The sequence below is a fragment of the Chryseobacterium sp. genome (assembly GCF_019236175.1).
Classification (GTDB): Bacteria; Bacteroidota; Bacteroidia; order Flavobacteriales; family Weeksellaceae; genus Chryseobacterium.
In genome coordinates this window covers 129602-153137 of record NZ_JAFAJM010000005.1, presented here as the reverse complement: position 1 = coordinate 153137, position 23536 = coordinate 129602, and the positions used below count along the sequence as shown (strand labels likewise).

At 34.8% G+C, this 23536-nt stretch carries 26 protein-coding genes, 1 tRNA gene and 1 pseudogene; 14 read left to right on the top strand and 14 right to left on the bottom strand.

The annotated features are described in order from the left end of the window. Positions 1-42 precede the first annotated feature (42 nt). The 3 genes from JO178_RS04890 to tssD all read left to right on the top strand — a co-directional run bounded on the left by JO178_RS04890 (position 43) and on the right by tssD (position 2159). Positions 43-789, top strand: a complete 747-nt coding sequence (locus JO178_RS04890) for a polysaccharide deacetylase family protein (RefSeq protein ID WP_291932530.1) — start codon at positions 43-45, stop codon at positions 787-789. A 75-nt stretch (positions 790-864) separates the two neighbouring features. Further along, on the top strand, positions 865-1560 hold the full coding sequence (locus JO178_RS04885) for a VIT family protein (RefSeq protein WP_291932528.1): 696 nt from the start codon (positions 865-867) through the stop codon (positions 1558-1560). 191 nt (positions 1561-1751) lie between these two features. Continuing rightward, on the top strand, positions 1752-2159 hold the full coding sequence (gene tssD, locus JO178_RS04880; RefSeq protein WP_291932525.1) for a type VI secretion system tube protein TssD: 408 nt from the start codon (positions 1752-1754) through the stop codon (positions 2157-2159). Between the two features lie 230 nt (positions 2160-2389). Here tssD and JO178_RS04875 read toward each other — a convergent pair whose 3' ends face one another. The 3 genes and pseudogenes from JO178_RS04875 to JO178_RS04865 all read right to left on the bottom strand — a co-directional run. Continuing rightward, positions 2390-2602: a hypothetical protein gene (locus tag JO178_RS04875; protein WP_291932522.1), complete on the bottom strand. Its 213-nt coding sequence runs from the start codon at positions 2600-2602 to the stop codon at positions 2390-2392. Positions 2603-2835: 233 nt separating this feature from the next. Then, positions 2836-3081 (bottom strand): hypothetical protein, encoded by a 246-nt coding sequence (locus JO178_RS04870; protein ID WP_291932519.1) that lies wholly within the window; start codon positions 3079-3081, stop codon positions 2836-2838. A 155-nt stretch (positions 3082-3236) separates the two neighbouring features. Continuing rightward, a pseudogene (locus JO178_RS04865) lies at positions 3237-3593 on the bottom strand (arsenical-resistance protein); the annotation flags it as partial. Positions 3594-3671: 78 nt separating this feature from the next. Here JO178_RS04865 and JO178_RS04860 point away from each other — a divergent pair. From JO178_RS04860 to JO178_RS04830, 7 genes are all read left to right on the top strand, one after another. Beyond that, positions 3672-3995: a hypothetical protein gene (locus JO178_RS04860; protein ID WP_291932515.1), complete on the top strand. Its 324-nt coding sequence runs from the start codon at positions 3672-3674 to the stop codon at positions 3993-3995. Continuing rightward, a complete protein-coding gene (locus JO178_RS04855; RefSeq protein WP_291932513.1) occupies positions 3996-4379 on the top strand; it encodes a T9SS type A sorting domain-containing protein in 384 nt (127 codons plus the stop codon). Between the two features lie 351 nt (positions 4380-4730). Next, complete coding sequence (gene vsr / locus JO178_RS04850; protein WP_291932508.1) at positions 4731-5147, top strand: DNA mismatch endonuclease Vsr; 417 nt, start codon at positions 4731-4733, stop codon at positions 5145-5147. Further along, the gene (locus JO178_RS04845; protein WP_291932506.1) at positions 5148-6383 is read left to right on the top strand and encodes a DNA cytosine methyltransferase; all 1236 of its coding nucleotides are present in this window, start codon (positions 5148-5150) and stop codon (positions 6381-6383) included. Next, complete coding sequence (locus tag JO178_RS04840; protein WP_291932502.1) at positions 6376-8715, top strand: sensor histidine kinase; 2340 nt, start codon at positions 6376-6378, stop codon at positions 8713-8715. The genes JO178_RS04845 and JO178_RS04840 overlap by 8 nt, the downstream gene beginning before the upstream one ends. After that, positions 8708-9835, top strand: coding sequence for a hypothetical protein (locus JO178_RS04835; protein ID WP_291932499.1), 1128 nt, complete (start codon positions 8708-8710; stop codon positions 9833-9835). Before JO178_RS04840 ends, JO178_RS04835 begins: the two co-directional genes overlap by 8 nt. After that, a complete protein-coding gene (locus JO178_RS04830; RefSeq protein WP_291932495.1) occupies positions 9822-10589 on the top strand; it encodes an HNH endonuclease in 768 nt (255 codons plus the stop codon). Before JO178_RS04835 ends, JO178_RS04830 begins: the two co-directional genes overlap by 14 nt. A 114-nt stretch (positions 10590-10703) precedes the next feature. Here JO178_RS04830 and JO178_RS04825 read toward each other — a convergent pair. Then, a tRNA-Leu gene (locus JO178_RS04825) sits at positions 10704-10783 on the bottom strand. Between the two features lie 93 nt (positions 10784-10876). Beyond that, the gene (locus tag JO178_RS04820) at positions 10877-11644 is read right to left on the bottom strand and encodes an MBL fold metallo-hydrolase (protein ID WP_291932492.1); all 768 of its coding nucleotides are present in this window, start codon (positions 11642-11644) and stop codon (positions 10877-10879) included. Between the two features lie 54 nt (positions 11645-11698). Here JO178_RS04820 and JO178_RS04815 point away from each other — a divergent pair, with 54 nt between their 5' ends. Together JO178_RS04815 and JO178_RS04810 are read left to right on the top strand one after the other, a co-directional pair. Beyond that, a complete protein-coding gene (locus tag JO178_RS04815) occupies positions 11699-13126 on the top strand; it encodes a TonB-dependent receptor (RefSeq protein ID WP_291932489.1) in 1428 nt (475 codons plus the stop codon). An 11-nt stretch (positions 13127-13137) separates the two neighbouring features. Then, positions 13138-13587, top strand: coding sequence for a GAF domain-containing protein (locus JO178_RS04810; RefSeq protein ID WP_103249541.1), 450 nt, complete (start codon positions 13138-13140; stop codon positions 13585-13587). A gap of 79 nt (positions 13588-13666) precedes the next feature. Here JO178_RS04810 and JO178_RS04805 read toward each other — a convergent pair whose 3' ends face one another. From JO178_RS04805 to JO178_RS04775, 7 genes are all read right to left on the bottom strand, one after another. Beyond that, positions 13667-14140, bottom strand: a complete 474-nt coding sequence (locus tag JO178_RS04805; RefSeq protein WP_291932475.1) for a cupin domain-containing protein — start codon at positions 14138-14140, stop codon at positions 13667-13669. A 121-nt stretch (positions 14141-14261) separates the two neighbouring features. After that, positions 14262-15005, bottom strand: a complete 744-nt coding sequence (locus JO178_RS04800) for a helical backbone metal receptor (protein WP_291932472.1) — start codon at positions 15003-15005, stop codon at positions 14262-14264. A gap of 26 nt (positions 15006-15031) precedes the next feature. After that, the gene (gene mgtE, locus JO178_RS04795) at positions 15032-16354 is read right to left on the bottom strand and encodes a magnesium transporter (protein ID WP_291932469.1); all 1323 of its coding nucleotides are present in this window, start codon (positions 16352-16354) and stop codon (positions 15032-15034) included. Between the two features lie 173 nt (positions 16355-16527). Then, entirely contained in the window at positions 16528-16686 is a 159-nt protein-coding gene (locus JO178_RS04790; protein ID WP_291932466.1) for a hypothetical protein, read from the bottom strand. A 28-nt stretch (positions 16687-16714) separates the two neighbouring features. Next, positions 16715-16861, bottom strand: coding sequence for a hypothetical protein (locus JO178_RS04785; RefSeq protein ID WP_291932463.1), 147 nt, complete (start codon positions 16859-16861; stop codon positions 16715-16717). A gap of 168 nt (positions 16862-17029) precedes the next feature. Beyond that, complete coding sequence (locus tag JO178_RS04780; RefSeq protein ID WP_291932459.1) at positions 17030-17173, bottom strand: hypothetical protein; 144 nt, start codon at positions 17171-17173, stop codon at positions 17030-17032. A gap of 270 nt (positions 17174-17443) precedes the next feature. Further along, on the bottom strand, positions 17444-17992 hold the full coding sequence (locus tag JO178_RS04775) for a pyruvate decarboxylase (RefSeq protein ID WP_291932456.1): 549 nt from the start codon (positions 17990-17992) through the stop codon (positions 17444-17446). A 173-nt stretch (positions 17993-18165) separates the two neighbouring features. Between JO178_RS04775 and rpsO the strand changes: the two genes are divergently transcribed. After that, on the top strand, positions 18166-18435 hold the full coding sequence (rpsO, locus tag JO178_RS04770; RefSeq protein ID WP_027375047.1) for a 30S ribosomal protein S15: 270 nt from the start codon (positions 18166-18168) through the stop codon (positions 18433-18435). Positions 18436-18643: 208 nt separating this feature from the next. Here rpsO and JO178_RS04765 read toward each other — a convergent pair whose 3' ends face one another. Together JO178_RS04765 and JO178_RS04760 are read right to left on the bottom strand one after the other, a co-directional pair. Further along, entirely contained in the window at positions 18644-19003 is a 360-nt protein-coding gene (locus tag JO178_RS04765; RefSeq protein WP_291932451.1) for a DUF4260 domain-containing protein, read from the bottom strand. Between the two features lie 238 nt (positions 19004-19241). Next, entirely contained in the window at positions 19242-20663 is a 1422-nt protein-coding gene (locus JO178_RS04760) for a sugar MFS transporter (protein WP_291932448.1), read from the bottom strand. A 464-nt stretch (positions 20664-21127) separates the two neighbouring features. Here JO178_RS04760 and JO178_RS04755 point away from each other — a divergent pair, with 464 nt between their 5' ends. Further along, positions 21128-23404, top strand: coding sequence for a polyribonucleotide nucleotidyltransferase (locus tag JO178_RS04755; protein ID WP_291932445.1), 2277 nt, complete (start codon positions 21128-21130; stop codon positions 23402-23404). The last annotated feature ends 132 nt before the right edge of the window (positions 23405-23536 follow it).

Sequence of the window (23536 nt, the reverse complement as noted above, 5' to 3'; positions counted from 1 at the left end):
AACCGGCTGATCCTTATTATCTTTGTGATATAATTAATAAAAATGAAAAAATTATATAAGGGAATTGCCGGAGCTTTTTTATTGCTCAGCGCTTCACTGTATTCGCAGAAAACAATAACATCAGGATCTGATAAATGTTACGTTTATCTTACTTTTGATGACGGCCCGCTTAACGGGAGTGAAAACATTAATGATATTATTTTGAAAGAAAAAATTAAAATCAGTGTTTTCATGGTGGGAGAGCATGTCATTAAAGATAAACAGATGGATACTTATGCCAAATATTATGACCAGAACCCCTATATTGATGAATACAATCACAGTTTTTCTCATGCTAATGATCATTATGAAGCCTTTTATAATGATGTAGACAAATCAGTAAAAGATGTTCTGTATAATCAAATGCTGTTGAAATTGCCTTATAAAATTGTCCGTCTTCCGGGTAGGAATATCTGGCGTTTGGGGGGGCGTTCAAAAAATGATGTGACAAACGGAATACAAACTGCAGATCAGCTGGCTGCTCTTGGTTATAAGGTAGTCGGATGGGATATTGAATGGCAGCATCGGCCTGCAGACGGCACCCCTGTACAAAGCGTCAGTGAAATGTATACTTCTGTTCAGAAACTCTGTATTTCAGATAAAACGTTTACCGGGAATAATGTGGTTATGCTTATTCATGATGAAATGTTTCAGAAAAACTGGGAAGAATCCGAACTGAAGCAGCTGATTGATCTGCTAAGATCAGATCCTAATTATATTTTTGAACAGATGAGGTTTTATCCGCAATAGATCTGTGTAATTTAAAATGATTCTTGAATAAACATTTTATACCTTTATTAGAAACATCAACACAGAATTATTGTTATGCACCATCAGTTGGAAAAACACTATGTAAACAGGGTAGGCTGGCTTCGGGCAGCCGTTTTAGGAGCGAATGACGGATTATTATCCACAACGAGTATTGTTATTGGCGTTGCCGCCGCAGAGCCGGAACGTCATATCATTATTCTTGCTGCTTTAGCAGGAATGATCGCAGGGGCAATGTCGATGGCTGCCGGTGAATATGTTTCTGTCAGTTCACAGGAAGATACGGAAAAAGCAGATCTGATGCGCGAAAAAAAAGAACTTGAGGAAATGCCGGAAATAGAACTTCGCGAACTGGCCAAAGTCTATGAAAAAAGAGGATGCACTAAAGAAACCGCCATGCAGGTGGCTATTGAGCTTACGGAACACGACGCTTTAGGAGCTCATGCGCGGGATGAGCTGGGAATCAATGAAATTACTCAGGCAAAACCGTTACAGGCTGCCATTGCATCATTCGGGTCATTTGCTGTAGGAGCATTGCTCCCTTTTATGGTGTCTTTACTGGCTCCCATTAAACAGATGATTTATTTTCAATACGGTTTTTCCATTATTTTCCTGATGCTTTTAGGAGCTATCTCAGCAAAAACAGGCGGATCAGATATTAAAATTGCCATGCTGAGAATTTGTTTCTGGGGAACTGTTGCTATGGGCATTACCGCTTTAGTAGGACGCCTTTTTGGCGTTAATGTAGCATAAAGCTCTCTGGTGGAATAAAAACGTAATCTTTTGATTAACAACCTGTAATTTACCTAACAAGTGTTAGTCGTAGAAATACGACACTTTTTCATATTTAAGTTTAAATATTATTGTAATTTCATAAATACATCTAAATTTGGTGATATAACCAACATCAAATCACGAAATATTAACGATTAAAATTTACGATCATGGCAGAAAGAAATTCAAGAGGAATTTTAAAATTCAACAACGGTGAAGGACAAAAGCTATTAAAACTAAATTACAGCGTGTCCCGTGCTACAGACGTATCCGGTAGAGTAGCATCTGACCCTTCCAATGCTCTTATCAAAATTACTGTAGAAGCTACTGAAAAATCAGACATCCTGGAAAGCCTTCTTAACGGAAAGTACAAGCCTACTGTAGGAGAAGTAACCTTCAACAAATCTCACGAAGAGGGAACATTAACTACTTTAAAGTGGAATAACGGGTATGTGATCCAGCATGAAGTAGACTTTGATGCAGTAGATGACAACAGTATGTATATCAGCTTTGTTATAAGCGCAGAACAAATCGATCTTGGTAACTCTGCTTACGACGGCGCATGGCCTACAGTATAAGAAATTAATCTCTTTACTATTTAACTATTTAACAAGTATAAAGCAGAACAGTGCATAAGTGCCGTTCTGCTTTTGTTTATTCATCAGAGAACGGGTTTTTAATCGTTCATTGGTAAAAAATAAGAGCACCTGCAAAACAGAGATGCTCCTGAGTATTTGTGTTAATAGAATTTTGCCTGTACAGATAAAATGGGAACTTTTCACCTGCTTATTGAGATCTGAATATTCATTTAATCTACGCGAACTACGTTGATGATAAACCACGTTATGATAATCTTTGAATTCGGTGTTGATCCGAAGTAAGTGTCTGTAATGAAAGAACCTGATCCGTATTTATCTTTAATACAATTGGTAAACGACTGCTGAATTCCGTTTAAGCCGATCTGGGGGATGTTCCCAATATCCGTGTCCATCGTCTTCTGATACTGCTCTCCGGAGATCATTATAACAAAGTCAATCAGGTTATTTTTAATACCTCGTTGAGTCCACCCGCCGCACAAATTTATTTTAAGTAAAAATGTTATGATTATGTGGTAATACTGCATTTTGTAAAAGATTTACCGGTCTGAGAGGCAGGTTTATGAAGTGGAAATACTTGAAATTATCATGAATTTATCTTATGAAAACTGACTATTAAAAAAGTCTCAGATTCATTCTGAGACTTTTTTTGATATTTCTATTTTTGATCTTTATTCATTCCAAACATGGAATCTATCATTTTATTAGCTACTTCCCAAGCATCTTTAAAGCTGTCTACTATTTCATTCCAACCTCCGACAAGGTCTTCTTTGATTAATAGTTTAAACCATCCTTCCTGAGTGGCATCTTCATTGTTCTGTTTTTGCGTTTCAATGTAATTTTTGGCATGTTCTACCAAATCCATTTTGTTCGGTTCTTCCTGATTGGTGTTTTCTGGATTCATGGGGATATTATTTACATGTTTAACTCAAAGTTAGGAATATTTTAAAGTATTTCATTGAATTATTGTAAAAAATACTATATAAAGACATGTGGTGCGATTAAAATACTAGGGCTGAGTAGAGATTACAATCGTAAAGTTTCTATTATGCAATGGTATCAGTAATATTTGTTTTTTAGCCATAAACTTATCTTTACAAGTAAAATTAAAACCGGTACTTCTACCAATGGCCCGATTACTCCAACAAATGACTGTGGAGAATGGATCCCGAATACTGCAATAGATACCGCAATTGCTAATTCAAAATTATTACCTGTTGCTGTAAAAGCTATGGAAGCATTTTTATCATAAGGAACATTCAATGATTTGTTGATAAAGAAACTTACAAAGAACATCAGAACAAAATAGACAATCAGTGGCACTGCTACTTTTAAAACATCTAATGGTAATTCTAGTATTTTATCACCTTTCAGACTGAACATGAGTACAATCGTAAACAAAAGAGCATATAGAGTATACCTTTTTAAATTATTTAAAATGAAAAACAGAATTTATGTACTAATAATAAATCGTTATGTTTAATTAGCTTTAATATGCTTTATTGTGGATCTTATGTATTCATCGAAGAAAAGCCTTTGCTAAAAACTGCGTTTACCTGTGGTGGATCAGAAAGCTTTGAAAGTATTCCTGTAAGTTCAAGCCTCTTTGAAACCAACACATGGACAAATAATAATATTATTTGGACAGCATCTGATTCCAGAACCGATCAGACAATTAATAATAGAGCTATTGTTATCAGAAATGGAAATCTTTCAACCTCTTTGATTAATGGTGGGATTAAAAGCCTAACAGTGACTACACAATTAAAATTTGCTGGAACTCCCGGAACTATTATTTTAGAAATTAACAATGTTTAGGTGGGAACTATACCTTTTAATTCTAATAGTATCACTACAACAATTGAGAATATAGATATTGCTGGTAACTTTGTTCTGAAAATTGTAAATCCTAATACTGGACAAAGAATAGCAATTGATGATTTATCCTGGACATGTTATTCAACTTTAGGAGTTAATGAAACAAATAAAGTTGCTCAAATTCCAATCTATCCTAATCCAATTAAAAACGGTGAGTATCTGAATCTTAATAAAACAGTGAAAGGGATTAGTATTTACGATAGCCAAGGGAGACTAATTAAGAATTCTAACGTTATGGGAAGTTCAGTATTGATTGATAACTTTTCAAGTGGAATGTACTTTATTAAAATAGGGGACTATATAAATAAATTTATAGTTAAGTAATCTAATATTTCAATTTTTATTGTAAAAATATAACCTCAGAATAAATCTGGGGTTGTTTTTATATTGTTTAATGGTGTATTGTAAATCCATAGTCATAAAAGAATTCTTACATTTGTAACATAATTAGTAGATGAAATTAAATTTGTGCCAATTTTTTCATAACATTACTTTTTATATATCCCTATTTTTAGGATTAGATCCGCTCCTTATAAAGGGGCTTTTTTATTTTTTAATTATAAAACTAATTAATAATATTTAAGTGTATTTTGATTGTGGTTTTTAACTATATTAGAGTAAGTAAATATTGTGTATATTACGACTTTTGTAATTATTGAAAGATGATATCGGATTATGACAGATGTTCATTCTAAGGAAGTAAGAAGTTATAATATGAGCAAAATAAAGGGTAAGGATACTAAACCTGAAATTTTGGTCAGAAAGTTTCTTTTTGCTGAAGGATTTAGATATAGATTACATAGTAAGAAGTTACCAGGAACACCAGATATTGTTTTGAATAAATATAAAACGGTTGTTTTTATTCACGGTTGTTTTTGGCATGGTCATGATAATTGTAAATACTATGTTATTCCAAAAACGAAGACGGAATGGTGGCTTGAAAAAATAGAAAAGAATAAAACTAATGATAAAGCCAATATCATGAAATTAGAAGAAAAAGGCTGGAAAGTTATTATTGTTTGGGAATGTGATCTGAAACTAAAAAATAGAGATAATACTTTGAAAAAGTTAATTGAGGAATTAAAAAAATAAATGAAAGCTATTATAAAATATATAGATTTATTTGCTGGAGCGGGTGGACTTTCTGAAGGGTTTCATAAACAAGGTTTTGTACCAGTTGCCCATGTCGAATATGATAAAGCAGCTTGTTATACATTAAGAACACGTACTGCTTTTTATTTTTTGAAAAAGACAGGAAATATTGAATTTTATTATAAATATCTTAAAGGTGAAATAACTAGAAAAGAATTTTATTCTTATATCCCGGAAAGCTTGCTAGATAGTGTTATTAATGCTGAAATAGGTGCTGAGAATGAAAAAATTTTTAATACTATAGATAGTTTGTTAGGAAATGAAAGTGTAGATTTAATTATTGGAGGACCTCCTTGTCAGGCATATTCTATAGTTGGAAGAGCTCCACTAAAACATAAAAAAGATGATGAAAGGACCAGATTATATATTCAATATGGAAGATTTTTAAAAAAATATAATCCGAAGATGTTTGTTTTTGAAAACGTTCCGGGAATATTATCTGCAGCTAATGGTCAGTATTTTAAAAATCTTCAGAATTATTATAAAAGACTTGGATATAAAGTTGAAGCTAAATTATTGAATTCCTACGACTATGGGGTTGTTCAACATAGACAAAGAGTTATTATTATTGGTTGGAAGAAAGACCAGAATTTTTCATATCCAAATATCCCAATTGTTCAAAGAGACTATAGGGATAGTATTTTTTCTGATTTGCCATTTGTAAAGCCTGGAGAGAATAAAAAAATTCATAAATACTCTGCTAATACAAATGAATATCTCGAAAATAATGCAATACGAAATGGGATTGATTTTGTATGTCAGCATATTACCCGCCCTCATAATGAAAAGGATTTGATGATTTATAAACTGGCAATAGAATACCTAGAGCAAGGACAAAGGTTGAAAAATGATCAGATTCCAACTGAAATGAGGACGCAGAAAAATATTTCTGATTTTCTTGATAGGTTCAAGGTTGTAGATAAAGAGCCTCATACTATGATAGCTCATATTTCTAAAGATGGTCATCATTTTATCCATCCTGATAAAGAGCAATTACGTTCAATATCTGTAAGAGAAGCTGCAAGAATTCAATCCTTCCCAGATGATTTTTATTTTGAAGGGGTCAAAGAAGATCAACCCAGAACCTCTGCTTTCAAACAAATTGGAAATGCTGTACCGCCATTAATGGCTGAAAAGATTGCACAGCAAATAAAAAATATATTTGATAATGTCTGAAAACAATAATATAAAGAGACATTCTTTCCAACCTGGAGCAATGTCAATAATTCAGATGGGTGAACAGCTTATAGGGCATCCCAGTACAGCAATTAATGAATTGGTTAAAAATGGCTATGATGCAGATGCTCTTTCTTGTAAAGTTTATTTCTCATATTCTAATATTCTCAATGAATCTTTCGCTATTATATTTGATGATGGCTCAGGAATGGACTATAAAACACTTTTTGGTGATTGGTTAAAACCATCTGTTAGTTCAAAAAGAAAAGTAAATAGTAAGAGCAATAAATATAAAAGAAATCAGCTTGGAAGTAAAGGTATTGGTAGATTGGCTTCTATGGCACTTGGTGAAATGGTTACAGTTGTAACTAGAGAGAAAGAAACTATCAACTATAATTGGATAACTGTTAATAGAGAAGCTTTTAAAGAAGAAAAATTATTGTCAGAAATTAATTTTCCAGGAGACTCAATATCTGATTATTCAATCTTATTTCGTGATGGAGATATTATAAAAGAAAGAAAAGCTAATGTAAATTTGTCACTTATAAGTTTCCTTAAAAAAGCCAACTTGAAATCCTTTAAAAAAGGAACACTTATTATAATTGAGTCACTAGATGATTCTGTTTTAAAAATATTAAAAGAAGATCACAACCAGCCTGAATTACCGAGTGAAACAACGCCTTATGAAACTACAAGTTTTTATAAAGCTTTGGCAACTCTTATTACTCCATTGAGTTTGAATAATGAAATTCAAAAAGAGTTACAAGAAAAAGGATTAATTGATAGTAAAAAAGTGATTTCTCCTTCAAAAAACGAATTTTCTATATATTATGGAACTAATCTTTTGCCAGATCAGGTTATAGATGAAATTGAATGGCTTCCGATATCTCCTATTCCAATACAGTCTGTTTATAATTATCGAGTATATGGTAAGGTTTCGACAGAAGGAGATGTTTATGGTTATATGTCCTATAAAAGATTAAAAAATGATATTAGAGAAGAGGTTTTTGAATTATCAAAAAGTGAAATTATAGATAAAAAAGATATTCAGCCTGGTTTGTTTGATGATACGGAAGAAAATGAAACTGGAGAATATTATTTTGATATTCGAATTTATGATATAGGGGAAAAAGATAATTTAGAGATTCTTTCAAATGGTGCAAAGCTAAAGAGTGCAGCGCAATTCAGATCCGTATTTAAGAATTTTCAAGGAATGAGGATTTCTAAGAATGGTTTTGGTGTAAAACCTTATGGAGATGAAGTCGAAGATTGGATAGGCCTTTCAAAAGCCAGAGTACAAGATCCTGGTAAAAATGTCAATACTAATCAGATTCTAGGATATGTATTCTTCTATTCACCTGAAAACGATAAGCTTGAAGAAAAAACTAACAGAGAAGGTTTTCTAGAAAATAAAGCATTTCAACAGGTTAAAGTAACTATGCAAGGGATTTTTTCTTTACTTGGTAAAAAAAGGTATAATTATAGACTTTTACAAGGGTTAGGCAGAACCCCTACTAGTAAGCATCAAAGACCTGATTTTGAAGAATATTTTAGTACCCTGCATAATCTTAATGCTGGACCTGAAGTAATAAAATATTCTCAAAAATTTATGAATGATGTGACAACGTCAATGGATAATATTGAAGAATCTCTTTCATTCTCAGAAAGATTAGCTTCACTGGGAAGCGGAATTGAACTGGTTTATCATGAAATGGCACAACCAATTGCTGGGCTAAGAACGACAAAATCGTCACTGGATTTAAAGAAAACAAAAGTTAATTCTGATGTTATGGATAATTTCGTAAAAGATATAAATAATCTCACTTATGCTACTGATGTGCTAACTGAATTAAGAAAATCTTTGAAGCCAGCAATAGGTAGGACTAGGAATAAAAAATTTATTCCTTCTAATACTTTTCTTAGAGTATGTAATCTTTATAAATCTGATATTGAAGAATGTAAAATATCAATAATTACTGATTCCAGATTTGAAAAATATGAAATTAATGATCTAGAATATGCATTTTGGATTGCATTTCTTAATATAGTTAATAATGCGGTTTATTGGATAAAAAAGACAGAAAGACCAGGTGAAATACGATTTAGTATGGAAAAAGATGCATTTATAATAAGTAACTCAGGACCATTTATTAATGAAGATCTAATTAATTATATTTTTGATTATGGAATTACTACTAGGTCTGAAAAAAATGCTACGGGATTGGGGCTTGCATTTACGCAAAGTATTCTTAGCCGAAATAATTGGAATATTTCAGCTGAAAACAGAGAAAATGGACCAGCATTTATTATTAAAAAAGAATTCAATGGATAGAAAAGGTGTAATAATTCATTTAGATAATGATCTAAAAGGGATTCTTCAGCCCTCTAAGGATTTATTTGATCAAATTGGTATCGAGATAGATTATATTATTTGTTCAACAAAAGAAGAATTTGAAAATTCTATTTTAGAACATAAAGATTTTGTAAAGGCATTAATATTTGATCTTTTAAGTGAGGAACCTACAGATGGGGAATTAAATCAAAAAGATGCTGAATTTCTTGAAAATGTTAGGGCAGGATTTGCAGCCTTTAATATTCCAATTTTTGTATATAGTGGATACCTTGAAGCTTTATCAGATCAGTTCGATAATTGTGGGACTGTTTTTAAAGTAGATAAAGATGAAGATTTTAAAGAAAAAATTATAGACAAGATAATTTTATTTTATGAATCCGGTTTTATTGATGTTTTCTGCCCTGGTGGTTTATTAGAAAAGCAAATACATATTGATTTGCATAATGCGTTTACTAAGCAATTTCTTCAAAATGATGAAATTGAAAAAATAATTAAAAACATCAACGGGACCAAGAACTTTCAGGAAACTTCTGAAAGAATAAAAAAAATTTTTAAAAGAATAGCTGTAAGAACATTGCTGTTTGAGCTGCTACTTCCTGAAGTTAATGAAGATGGACAGATAGTTGAAGAAACTGTAAGTAGTACTGAACACTACATAAGACGCATTGGGTCAATTCCGGTTTGGACAGGTGATATTTTTAGGAAAGAAAATACAGAGGAATTTATTTTTGTTCTGACTCCTAGGTGCAATGTTATTCGAAATAACTCTATTTTAGTTTGTCCTTTCGTTTGGAAAGAAATAATATCTAAAAAGGATAAAATTTCTAAAATGCTCCAGGCTGATCCTACTGTATCTGGATATGATAGACATTTACCACCTTCTCCCATTTTTGAAGGAGGAAAATTATCCTTATCAAAGTATTTCATGCTAGAAAAGACTGAATTATTAGCTAATTATTCACTAGTAATAACCTTAAGTGATGAGTTAACAAATGAAGTTTTAGGAAAATTCGGTGCTCATTTTTTTAGAACTGGTATAACACCATGGGACACAAATGAGCTTTCTGAAGAAATATTAGCTGAAAATGCCAAAAAATAACTGGACCTACGAAGAACATATTCTTGCTTTTAATCTATATTGTAAGATACCATTCACTAAAATTAATAGTAATTATGAGCCAATTAAAGAGCTTGCTTTGATAATTGGTAGAACAAACGGATCTGTAGCTATGAAATTGGCTAATTTTGCTAGGCTTGATCCTATTCAACAGGCTAGAAATGTTTCTGGTTTATCTCAAGGAGCAAAAGGTGAGGAGATAGTCTGGAATGAGTTTAATAATAATTGGGAGGGGCTTGTGTATAAAAGTGAACAGATACTTGCACAGTATAAAAATGATTCTCTTGAATATTCTTCTGATATTATAACAAGTGATCTTCCTCCTCCAGGTAAAGACCGAGATGCGCTTATTAAGATGCGGGTTAACCAATCATTTTTTAGGAGAGCGGTAATTGCATCATATAACTTTAAATGCTGTATTACAAATATTGCAATTCCTGAATTGCTAATTGCAGGACATATTGTTCCTTGGTCGGTAAAAATTGAGCATAGAACAAATCCAGCAAATGGCTTATGTCTAAATGCACTTCATGATAAGGCATTTGATAAAGGTTTAATGACTATAACACCGGATTACAAGATTAAATATTCTGAAAAGTTACTTACGGATATTCATACAACTGACTTTGAGAATTTTTTTTCTCCTTATCAAAATAAAAAGATTAGACTACCACAAAAATTTCATCCATTAACTGAATTTTTAGAATATCACAATTCTGAAATTTTTTTAAAATGAATGTGAGAATAATGGTTTAGAATTCAAAGGGTATAATTATTGAACTTTAGTCCCCCTTTTGATCCCCTAAAAATCAAAATCCCCTGAAAATCAAATGATTTCAAGGGATTTTTGTACCCAGGACCGGGATCGAACCGGTACTCCTAAGAACTGGTGTTTGAGACCAGCGCGTCTACCAATTCCGCCACCTGGGCTTGATGTTTACTTCAAACGTAATGTTTGTTTCAAATTGGTGTGCAAATATAGGAACTTTTTTCAATGTTCAAAAGCTTTTTTGAAGATTTTTTTTAAAAACTAAGTTCCAGACCATCGTAGGCAAGATGCATTCCGGCCGGAAGCTGCTTATCTTCAATGTCATGCAGTCCCAGATGATGACTGATATGGGTTAACAATAATTTTTTAGGTTGTAATTCTTCATAGAGCCTTATTACATCGGGAAGAATAAAATGAGCCGGATGCGGGTCAAATTTTCTGATGCAGTTTAAAATCAGAACCTCTAAGTTCTTCAGTTTTTCTTTTTCAGTTTCCGAAATAAAACCGGCATCGGTAATATAAGCCAAATTTTTAAACTTATATCCGAATACGCTGATCTTATAATGAATGACTTCAATGGGAGTAATCTCCGTATCCAGAACCGTAAACGGTTTGTTTTCAATTTCGTGAAGTTCAAAAGCCGGAGCTCCGGGATATCTCACATCTGCGAAAGCATAAGGGAAACGTTTTTTGATTTCATGGGCGACTCTCTGATAGCAGTAAAGGGGAACATCTTTTCCGGTTTTAAAAATCAGCGGACGCATATCATCAAGTCCGATAACATGGTCGTTATGTTCATGGGTGATTAATGCTATATCTACGTGTTGCTCGTGGTTTATAAGCATTTGCTGTCTGAAGTCGGGACCACAGTCGATGAGTATCTTTTTATTTTCCTCCGTAGTTACCATTACGGAAGAGCGTAAGCGTTTGTCTTTGGGATTTTCGGAAGTACACACTTCACATGTACAGCCTATAACGGGTACACCTTGGGAAGTACCGGTTCCTAAAAATTTCAACTTCATTTTGTTTTGAGGTTGGTTTAATTTTGGTAAATTTACAAAAAATTTAATGTCCTAATGTATCAGAAACTAACTCCTAAACAAAAAGCATTAACAATTAATCTAGATCCTACTATTTATGGTACTTTCGCAGAAATTGGAGCAGGGCAGGAGACTGTTCGTCATTTTTTTAGAGCAGGGGGAGCTTCCGGTACGATTGCTAAGGCAATGTCTGCTTATGACAAAGATTTTAGTGATGCCATCTACGGAAAAGAAGTAAAAAACAGGTATGTTACCCAAAACAGACTTCGAAAAATGCTCCGCTATGAAGTAGCGTTAATTGAAGAACGAATTTCAAGGGATAATAATCCGGACAGAAAATTCTTTTCCTATGCTAATACCGTTACCACTATCAACTTCGACAAGACCGTAAAAGGCCATGGCTGGGTTGGAATTCGTTTTCAGACTAAAGAAAATGAGGATTACAACGAAATCGTAATCCACGTGAAGTTTAAAGAAAATGATGCCACCCTGCAGCAGGAGACTTTAGGGAATCTCGGGGTCAACCTTATCTTCGGAGCATTTAATTATTATGACAATCCAAGAACATTGGTAGAGTCTTTATATGATGATGTGGCAAAAGATAATCTGGAAATTGATATGATTGATTTCAGCGGGCCGGCTTTTGCTTATGTAGATAACAGACTGATGTCACTTCAGCTTGTGAAAAACGGAATGACAGATGCCGTGATCTTCAATTCTCAGGGGAATAATATGCTTCCTGCCGATGTATTGTATAAGAAAAATATCTTTGCAGTAAGAGGAAGCTTCAGACCGGTAACAAAGGTGAATATCGACATGCTGAAAAACGGTATGGATATGTTTTTTAAGGATGCAATCTGCACTCACGAAGAAACGGAAGTCCTTATTGAAATTACGATTTCCAATCTGAGAGCAGACGGCGATATTGATGAAAGAGATTTCCTGGATAGGGTAGATATCCTTGGTAAACTGGGATATACTGTTATTATTTCAAACTTCTCGGAATACTACAGACTTATCGATTATTTTGCTTCCTACACCAGTGGTAACATCGGGGTTGCTATGGGAGTAAATAACCTGTTGATGGTATTCGATGAAAAATATTATAAAAATTTATCAGGAGGTATTCTTGAAGCGTTCGGTAAATTCTTCAGAAACGGAATGATGGTGTATCTGTATCCTTATAAAGATCCTGAAACACACCAGCTATTAGATTCTTCTAATCTTAAGGTAGAGGAAAATCTAAAAGAACTGTATAAATATTTCAAACACAACAATCGTATTGTAGATATTACCAATTATAATCCTGAGTTCCTGGAAATCTACTCAAGAGAAATACTGAGAAAAATTGCATGTTGTGTTAAAGGCTGGGAAACTCAGGTTCCCGAAGGTGTTGCAGAAATGATTAAAGAGCGCGGAATGTTCGGATATAAAGAAGAGCTTTCCCTAAAACAATTCTCTTAAAAATATATATAATGTCAGAATTAAAGAAAAGACTTTCCTCAATTCTCGAAAGTCCTAAACATAATACAGAAGAAAAACTTGAAAAAGTTTGCCACCTGCTGGACCAGGAAATTTCTTATTTCAACTGGACAGGGTTCTATTTTAAGAACGGAGATAAAGACGAGCTGATCTTAGGTCCTTATGTTGGAGCTCCAACAGATCATACGATTATTCCTTACGGAAAAGGAATTTGTGGTCAGGTTGCGGTTTCCAATGAGACATTCGTTGTTCCGGATGTACATGAAGAAAGCAATTATCTGAGTTGTTCCATTGATACCAAAGCTGAGATTGTAGTACCTATCTTTAAAGACGGGAAAAACATCGGTCAGATTGATATCGATTCTCATACTATTGATCCTTTTACGACTGAGGATCGTGAATTACTGGAATGGCTTTGTAATGAAGTATCCAAGATTTTATAATTGAGATTCAATAAGAATAAAAAACTCCGGCTTTATAGTCGGAGTTTTTATTTTTTTGGGAATATAATGCTTTCTGATTTTATTCTACAGGGTGATTAGTCGTAATGACGAATAGGATTAAAGGTTCATTACCCGTGTTTTCAATTGAATGATAGCCTATAGAGCTGATGGCTGTAATATCTCCTTTCTGAAGCATTTTTTTACGGATCGGGCCTTCTGTTCCGGTTCTTTCACGGTATTCTCCGGTTCCGTGTACAACGACATACAATTCCTCTTCATTTCTTTCATTATGTGTGTGAAATCCGGATTCGTCACCTTTGTTCAGTAAAACCATATACGCTGCAAGGCGATTATTGGCAAGTTCATTCTGATTAAACATTTGTATCATATGTACGGTTCCGTTGCCTCCATACATATTTTCCCGCTTATCTATGCGTGTGAAATTTCTTTCTTCTCTTTCAAATGGCATGACATAGAGATGAATATATTTTGAAACTTCCCGTATGATGTGATCGAATTCTGCTCCTTCAGATAATATAACTGTTCCAGACATGGGTTAAAGATTAATATAAATACACTTCAATGTACCGAAAATTATATAATCATACAAATAAGGTTTTCTTTTTTAATTCAGTTATTCAACGTCGGGATTTGCTGCCGGGCCCGGTAAAAAATCAGCTTTGCTGAATCCGATGAATTTCAGCGAGAAGATCTTTAAAATAATTCCCGCATTTCGCAATATGTGTTCCGTACCAGGAAAACGCTTCACCATCCACGATTATGATCTTTTTATCAGGATAAAAGCCGCTCAGTTCCTCAATATGTTTTTCTTTAAAAGGAAAAGGTTCGGAAGAAAGCATAATAACATCAGCATCTGCGAGATCTTCAGGGATAATCTGAGGATAGCGGGTTTGATCTTTAAAAATATTTTCAAAACCTATCTCAGTTAATATCCGGTGAATAAAAGTATCGGAACCTATTGTCATATATGGGTTTTTCCAAATAAGATAAGCCGCTTTTATACTGGTGTTAAGTTTGGATTGATTCAGGATATCGTAGATTTTCAGATTGAAATGCTGTGCTCTTTCCTCCTGATTAAGAATTTTTCCAAGATTTTTGACAAGATAATAATTATCTTCAATGGTTTCGATATTGGAGACAATCACTTTGAAGTCTTCCATTAAAGTTTCTACCTGCTCTTTCACATTCTCTTCTTTGTTGGCAAGAATAAGATCAGGTTTTAATGCCTTTATTTTATCAATATTGATATTTTTGGTTCCTCCGATGACTGGTACATGTTTTACCTGATCCTGAGGATGAATACAGAATTTTGTCCTTCCGACGATTTCGTGTTCATTAGTAAGTCCTAGGTCAAATAAAGCCTCTGTGATAGAGGGTACAAGAGAAACTATTTTCATATCGGCATGTTAGATGATGCCTAAAATTACAAAAGTTTTCCGGTTAAGAAAAGCCCGGCTACCGTAAAATAAATGATAAGCCCGGTAACATCTACCAATGTTGCTACAAACGGAGCAGAGGAAGTAGCAGGGTCTAATTTTAATTTCTTTAAAACAAACGGAATCATAGAACCAGATAGAGTTCCCCATAATACAATAGCAATTAAGGAAACAGATACACTTAATCCTACATAAGGCCAGTATTCACCGTAATTGAAAAGACCCACTTTTTGCCATAACATAATTCTGACAAATCCGATGATTCCCAGAATAGTACCCAGGCAAATACCGGAAATAATTTCCTTTTTCATCACATACCACCAGTCTTTAAGACTGATTTCCTGAAGAGCCATGGCACGGATAATAAGCGTTGCGGCCTGAGAGCCGGAATTTCCGCCACTGGAAATAATCAATGGTACAAATAAGGCAAGTACGACAGCTTTTTCAATTTCTTTATCGAAATATCCCATTGCGGAAGCGGTCAACATTTCGGAAACGAATAAGATGATCAGCCAGGTTGCTCTTTTCTTGATCATTTCAGTCCATGAAGTTTGGGTATAAGGAAGGTCTAATGCTTCCAATCCCCCGAATTTCTGGATATCTTCCGTATTCTGCTGCTCAATCTGGTCAAGAATGTCATCAATGGTTACGATACCTACCAGAACACCGGCTTCCGTAATGATGGGAAGAGCGCCACGGTCGTATTTTTCAAAATAAGTGACTGCATCTTCTTTCGATGTCGTTGTGGTGATGGCTACGAAATGGTTGTCTGTAATATCGGAAACCAGGGTGTCTTCTTCGGCAAGAAGCAGCGTTCCGATAGCAAGGTCATCAATCAGGCGGTTTCTTTCGTCTACTACATATAAGTAGTTCATGGTTTCCACCTTTCTTCCTACCTTTTTGATTTGCTGAAGGCAGCGCTTTACCGTCCATTCCTTACGGATCTGGATGTAGTAAGGTGTCATCAGACGGGCGATAGACTCTGAATTATAACCCAGAAGTTTCAGTGCAATTCTTCTTTCCTGTGGGTTAAGGTGATTAATCGAATATTTGATCAGTTCATCCGGGAAATCTTCAAAAAGGGCTGTCCTGTCATCCGGAGTCATGGCATTCAGAATCTCAGAAACTTCATCGCTTCCGATACTTCTGATGGTATCCTCCTGGAAATCAGGGTCAAGATGAGAGAATACTTCTGCTTTGTATTCTTTCGGAACTTTCAAAAATGCGAGTAGCCTCTCATCAGCAGGAAGTTCGCTGAGAGTTTCGGCAATATCGGCAGGATTAAAGATAAGTTCGTCTCTAGAATTCAAAACGTGAAATTTTTTGGATATGCAAAAATAATTTAAATTTTTCAGACTGGGTAATAAAGTGGCAAAATTAAGGATTAATTAAAATGTCAACGCGTAGGGTAGTGTACTTAATCTAAAGAGAAACACCTGCTTATGCAGGTGTCAAAAATTAAATTTAAAATTCCAATATTCTATTAAATTGGTTCACATTCTGACGTCGGGATGTAGGTGCAAACATTCCCGGTACAGCATTGGTAAGGACCGCAATCTGCATTATCACCGCATTTTTTGATTCCGCTGCCTTTAATTTCTTTTTGCTGTTGTCTGTCTAATTTTTTAAGATTTGTTTTCATGGCTTATCATTAAAAAGTAAAACTAAAATTATTCTTCCATGCAGGCATATTCCATACAGACATTTCTGCAGCACGCCCCATAGATACAGTCATTGTTTGAAGTACAGCCTCTTATCGGGCCACCTCCGTTAATTCGTTTTGTCGTCTCTCTGTTGAGTTTCTTTAGATTTTTCATATAATTTTAACGATTAATGTTGAATTAAAAATAATAAATATTTTTATAATTATTCAATTTATGGTGAAAATATTTTACTTATAATCAGTTATTTATTGAATTTATTTCAATCGTTTGTAAAAAAACACCTGTGAAAACAGGTGTCAGAATGTATTTGGGTTGAATGTTCTATTGCAGGGGACATCTTTGTGGACTGCAAATACCTTCACAACACCATCCCACAGTACATGGTATTCTGTCACTGCATCTTCCGATTGCTCCGCCGTTAATTTGCTTTGCAGCTTCTCTGCTGAGTTTCTTTAAATTTTTCATATGATTTAGATTTAATGTAGAACTAAAATAATAAATATTTTTCAATTATTCATTTTGTGGTGAAAATATTTTACTGAAAATCAGTGTTTTATTAATTGTTTTCGTTTTAAAACCAAAAACACCCATGAAAAAAAAGGTGTCAATATATGTATATGCTAATGAAAAATAGACAAAAAGAAGAGGTGAGAAATGATAATCAGCCAGCTCTTATCTGTGATAAGAGATTTTGTTCAGTGAATGAGAAGATTCAATACAAAACATGATATTACACTACAGTTCCGTTTCTGCTGGCTTGAGTTTTCTCAGTTTTTTAATCATATCTCTGATTGCACCCTCGGTTCCTATTTTAACGGAATTAACTGTAGAGCCTAATAGACGCATATTTTTACGATAGGTATCATAATCTGTTTCCGTGACGAAACTCCCATCAGCTCCGAAAAGTTTCATACTTACAACAACCTGGTTGGAGAAAACATATTTTCCGATACCTACTTTGAAATATCTTACCTTGGAAACTATCGCAAAATCGGCATCGTTATTAGAGCAGTAATCCATGATCGTTTTTTTGTCTACACTATCGAATGCAACCTGCACTTCAGCTCTGAGCATTTTATTTCTTCTTCCGCTGAAATTATCAGAAACAGCATCGAAGAATGCATTGTTGGTGGGCTCTTTTATTTCGTCGATATCAGGCTCCACCTCAGGATTGAAGTAGAGAACTTTTTTTATTCTATCGTCAGCGTTTTTCTGTGCTTTTACCGAAGTAATGCTAACGAATAAAAAACTGATAATTGCTGTAAAAAGTATAATTTTTCTCATTTGCTAATTGAATGCAAAATTACTGCCTTTTCATTGGATTGCATAAAAATTATTAAGAAATTTTTAACATTTTTTTCTATCAAATTTGATTTATGAAATCAATAATGTTTGCAGAATCAAAAAATAGTCGTAATTTTGCACCCGTTACATAATAATCATTAAACAATATTGGAATGTACTTAACAACAGACAAAAAGCAGGAAATTTTCGCAAAACACGGAAAATCTGCACAAGACACAGGGAGTGCTGAAGGACAAATCGCTCTTTTCACTTTCAGAATCAACCACCTTTCTGCTCACTTAAAGAGTAACCACAAAGATTTCGCAACTGAAAAGTCTTTGGTGAAATTGGTAGGTAAAAGAAAAAGATTACTAGATTACCTTAAGAATAAAGATATCGCAAGATATAGAGCGATCATCGCTGAACTAGGTTTAAGAAAATAATCTATAAAGATTTTCAAAAACAAGGCAACTTCGAAAGAAGTTGCTTTTTTTGTTGTATTATCCTGATCGAAAAAGAAAGGCTTTAAAAAACTCGTCATTTTAAAACGCTGGTCTGTTGAAAACTCATTTTACTTTCGAAAGAATGGGTATTGCTTATGGTAGAGGATGGTATATCTGCGATTTGACGGAATGTACATCATTCCGACAGTTATCGGGTCTTCTTACCAATTTTCCCCAAATGTGTGTTCTGAAAGCTGTCTGGATATTTTAATCCATATCCTAAGATTCGGTCAAAAGCAGAATGTGAAAATAAAATAGCACCTATCATTTGTAAATAGGGCAGAGATAATACCACTCCTGCAAGATAAATGATGACAGCATTCCCAAAATGATGAAACAGATTGTAGAAGAATGCTCCTGTTTTATTATTAATAGTATATCCCAGCATAGAAATATCCGGAGCCAGAAAGAGAGCTATAAACCACCACCAGGAGAGTCCTGTTTGTGCAAAAGCAAAAATTCCTAATAGTAAAAACGCTGCATATTCAAGCTTTAACTGAGTCTTCATCGGAATAAGGTGTAAGTGATTATGTAAGGTAAGTCGGGTTGATCAGAAGAAAGTTACATGGGATGGCAATGATAAAAATAATGTTTTAAAAAATATGCGGATCATTAATCTAATAATGCCGTTTTCCATTCATTAAATTTATCTGTATAGTGTATAAAGTAATATATTTTTCCTAAGATACCTGCAATAAAAAGGCTGTCTCCTTTTGAAGACAGCCTTGTTTTTTATTAAATCGTATTTAATGACCGGATTTAGATTCTGTAGTTTCTACATGGCTGAGATATTTGGTGCAGTAAGCTCCGAATATCAGGATGACCAGATAACAGAAAACAGGAATAATAAATGAATGCTGTACTCCAAAATGATCGGCAAGATATCCCTGGAAAATAGGAACGATAGCTCCTCCAAGAATAGCCATTACAACAAGAGATGAACCCTGGCTGGTATATTTTCCAAGCCCTGAGATAGCCAGTGTATAAATATTGGAGAACATAATAGAGTTGAAAATCCCGATTCCTAAAATACTGTACATTGCCAGTTCGCCATGGTTTACCATGGCCGAAATCAGTAAAAGAACATTGACCGCTGCAAAAATAGACAGTGTTCTTGCCGGAGCGGCTTTACCAACAAAGAATGCAACAAAATTAAGAACAATAAATACAAGGAAAAAGCTGATCTGAGAAAAACTAAGATTGACAATGCTGAAAATCACAAGGAATACAGCGGCTGCCGCGCCCAGCATATAAATAGCCTTTTTTCCCTGACTTAATGCCTGGTTTAAGGAAATTGCCCCTAAGAAACGACCTATCATCGCTCCACCCCAATATAAGGAAAGGTAATTTTTACTGATAATTTCATTGAAGCCCATAATCTGTGGCTGCTCTAAAAAGCTGATAATAAAACTTCCTACTGCCACTTCACCTCCTACGTAACAGAACATGGCAAATACTCCGAATTTCAGATGACTGAATTCAAGAGCTCCCCAGCCTTTTACAATTTCTTCCTCTTCCATCTGGAATGAAGGGAGTTTTACTCTGGAAATTAATAAGGCAACCAACAGTAAAATTCCGGCAAAAATCAGATAAGGAATTCTTGTGGCTACCGCACTGAATGAACCGTCAGGAGAGGAGAAAAATTCAAAGATCAGATGTCCTCCCAATACCGGAGCAATGGTAGTCCCGAACGCATTAAAAGCCTGGGTCATATTCAGACGGCTGGATGCTGATTCTTCACTTCCCAGAAGTGAAACATACGCATTGGCAGTAATCTGTAATACGGTAAAGCCTAACCCCAGAATAAATAAAGCGCCAAGAAACAACGGGTAATAAGAAAATGTAGCCGCCGGATAGAACAGTATACAGCCAAATGCTGCCAGAAATATCCCAAACAATATTCCTTTTTTATAACCGGCTTTATTAATAGGGTCTCCTTTGGTAATGGAAATCATAAAATAAATCAGGGACCCGATAAAGTACGCTCCGAAAAAACAGAACTGTACCAGCATGGATTCGAAAAAGGTCAGATTGAAAAGTTGTTTCAGATAAGGGATCAGAATGTCATTCATACACGTGATGAATCCCCACATAAAAAACAGCAGGGTGATGGTAATCAACGGAACCGTATAATTCCTGCTTTGTAATTGTACTTCTTTATTAGTCATATTCATTTATTTATTTTAGAAAGAGCTGTAAAAACTCCCTCTGTGAATAAGGATGCTACCTTATTTTTTTGCCTGCAGCATATTATTTTTGTGAAGTTAGGCAAATATAGGAATCAATCAATGTTTTTCCAATTGTTTTGACGATTCATGTAGTAATAAATCTATATTGGATACACTAAAAATATTATTTTCTTTTTTTGGGACAATAATACAAAAACATGCTGATTTTTTATCATAATTTTTAGGAAAACAATTTTTATTTCGATAAATGCTAAATCAGATTCAATATATGATCCTGTTTTTTGAATCTTTATTAAAATTTTTAAGTGATATTTTGTAATTTGACACCTTATTTGTACAGACGAAAATTTAATATATCATTATTATACATTACCTTTGCATACGAAAATTTAAAGAGTTTAAATATTAATCATACTCAATACGGAGTATAAAGAAGTAAATTTATGAGTGTACCTCAAGCGTTTATAGAAACGATTACCCTTGCAGACGGCAGGGAAATCACTATTGAAACCGGGAAGCTGGCTAAGCAGGCAGACGGATCCGTGGTGGTTAAATGTGGTGGAACAATGCTTTTAGCAACTGTTGTAGCCAATAAAGAAGCAAATCCTGGAGTAGACTTTTTACCACTAACTGTGGACTACAGAGAAAAGTTTTATGCAGGTGGAAGAATTCCCGGGAATTTCTTCCGTAGAGAAGCAAAGCCTTCTGATGATGAAGTTCTTACCATGAGATTGGTGGACAGAGTATTACGTCCGCTTTTCCCTGAAGATTTCCATGCGGAAGTACAGGTAATGATTTCATTAATTTCTTACGATAAAGAAGTGATGCCTGAAGCATTGGCCGGTCTGGCAGCTTCTGCAGCAATCGCTATTACAGATATTCCTTTCGACGGACCAATGTCTGAAGCAAGAGTCGTAAGAATCGACGGACAACTGTCTGTTAACCCAAGTTATGAAAACCTGTTAAAAGCTGATATCGATATCATGGTGGGAGCTACTAAAGACTCCATCGTAATGGTAGAAGGTGAAATGAAGGAGATTTCTGAGCAGGAAATGCTTGAAGCTATCAACTTCGGTCACGTTGAGATCAAAAAGCAAATCGAAGCTCAGGAGAGATTAGCCGCTAAAGTGGGTAAATCTTTCCCTAAGAGAGAATACAGCCACGAAGATCACGACGAGGAGATTCGTGAAAAAGTATGGAAAGACTGCTATGACAAAGTATATGAAGTGGCAAGAACTCCATCAAATAAAGAAGAAAGAGGAGATAAATTCAAAGCAATTCGTGAAGAGTTTTTAGCTCAATATGCTGAAAACGAAGAAGAATTAGCAAGAGTGACTCCTTTCGTTAAAGTATATTACCATGACGTAGAGAAAGAAGCTATGCGTCAGATGATTCTTGAAGACAATATCCGTCTTGATGGTCGTGATCCACAAACGATCCGTCCAATCTGGTCAGAAATCGATTACCTTCCGGGAGCTCACGGTTCGGCTGTGTTCACAAGAGGAGAGACTCAGTCTTTAACAGCAGTAACTTTAGGTTCTGTGAAAGATGCAAACATGATCGACAGCGTAATTACGCAACACGACGAAAGATTCTTCCTACACTACAACTTCCCTCCATTCTCAACAGGTGAAGCAAGACCTTTAAGAGGTACTTCAAGAAGAGAAGTAGGACACGGAAACTTAGCTCAGAGAGCATTAGCTGCGGTTATTCCTGCAGAAAATCCATATACCATCAGAATCGTTTCTGATATCCTTGAATCTAACGGTTCTTCTTCAATGGCAACTGTTTGTGCGGGTACATTAGCATTGATGGACGCAGGGGTTCAGATTACAAAACCGGTTTCTGGTATTGCAATGGGACTAATTACTGATACAAAATCAGGTAAATTTACCGTACTTTCTGATATCTTAGGAGATGAAGATCACCTTGGAGATATGGACTTTAAAGTAACAGGTACTGCAGATGGTATCACTGCTTGTCAGATGGATATCAAAATCCAGGGACTTTCTATGGACATCATGGAGAAAGCTTTGATGCAGGCTAAAGACGGAAGATTACACATCTTAAATAAAATCACTGAAACAATTTCTACACCAAGAACAGACGTGAAACCTCACGCTCCGAAGATGGTAGTAATGGAGATTTCTAAAGACTTCATTGGTGCAGTAATCGGGCCTGGTGGAAAAATTATTCAACAATTACAAAAAGACACTGAAACTGTTATTGCTATCGAAGAGATCGGAGAAATCGGACGTATCGAAATTGCAGGAACAGACAGAGAAAAGATCAATGCTGCTATTGCTAAGATCAATGAAATTACTTTCGTACCGGTTGTAGGTGAAGTTTACAAAGGTAAAGTAGTGAAAGTAATGGATTTCGGAGCTTTCGTTGCTATAGCTAAAGGAACAGAAGGTCTTCTTCACATTTCGGAAATCGAATGGGCTCGTTTAGACAAAGTTCCTTATGCTGAAGGTGATGAAGTAGAAGTTAAATTTATGGGTTATGATGACCGTAAGAAAATGAAGCTTTCCCGTAAAGTTCTTTTACCAAGACCTCCAAGACCTGAAGGACAAGGAAGACCTGAAGGACAAGGAAGACCTGAAGGACAGGGAAGACCTGAGGGCCAAAGAAGACCAGACGGTCAAAGAAGACCGGAAGGACAAAAGCCACAAGGTGAAAAACCTGCAGCTAACCAGGAACCTTCTGCTGAAGCTTAAGAACCATTCTTATAGATAAAAAAATCCCTCAATTTTGAGGGATTTTTTGTTTTTTGCTACGGCTACAAGAATAGATTTATTCTATGCTACTATTTGGTAATCGTGAATTTGCGGCAATTAAAAAGATCTATA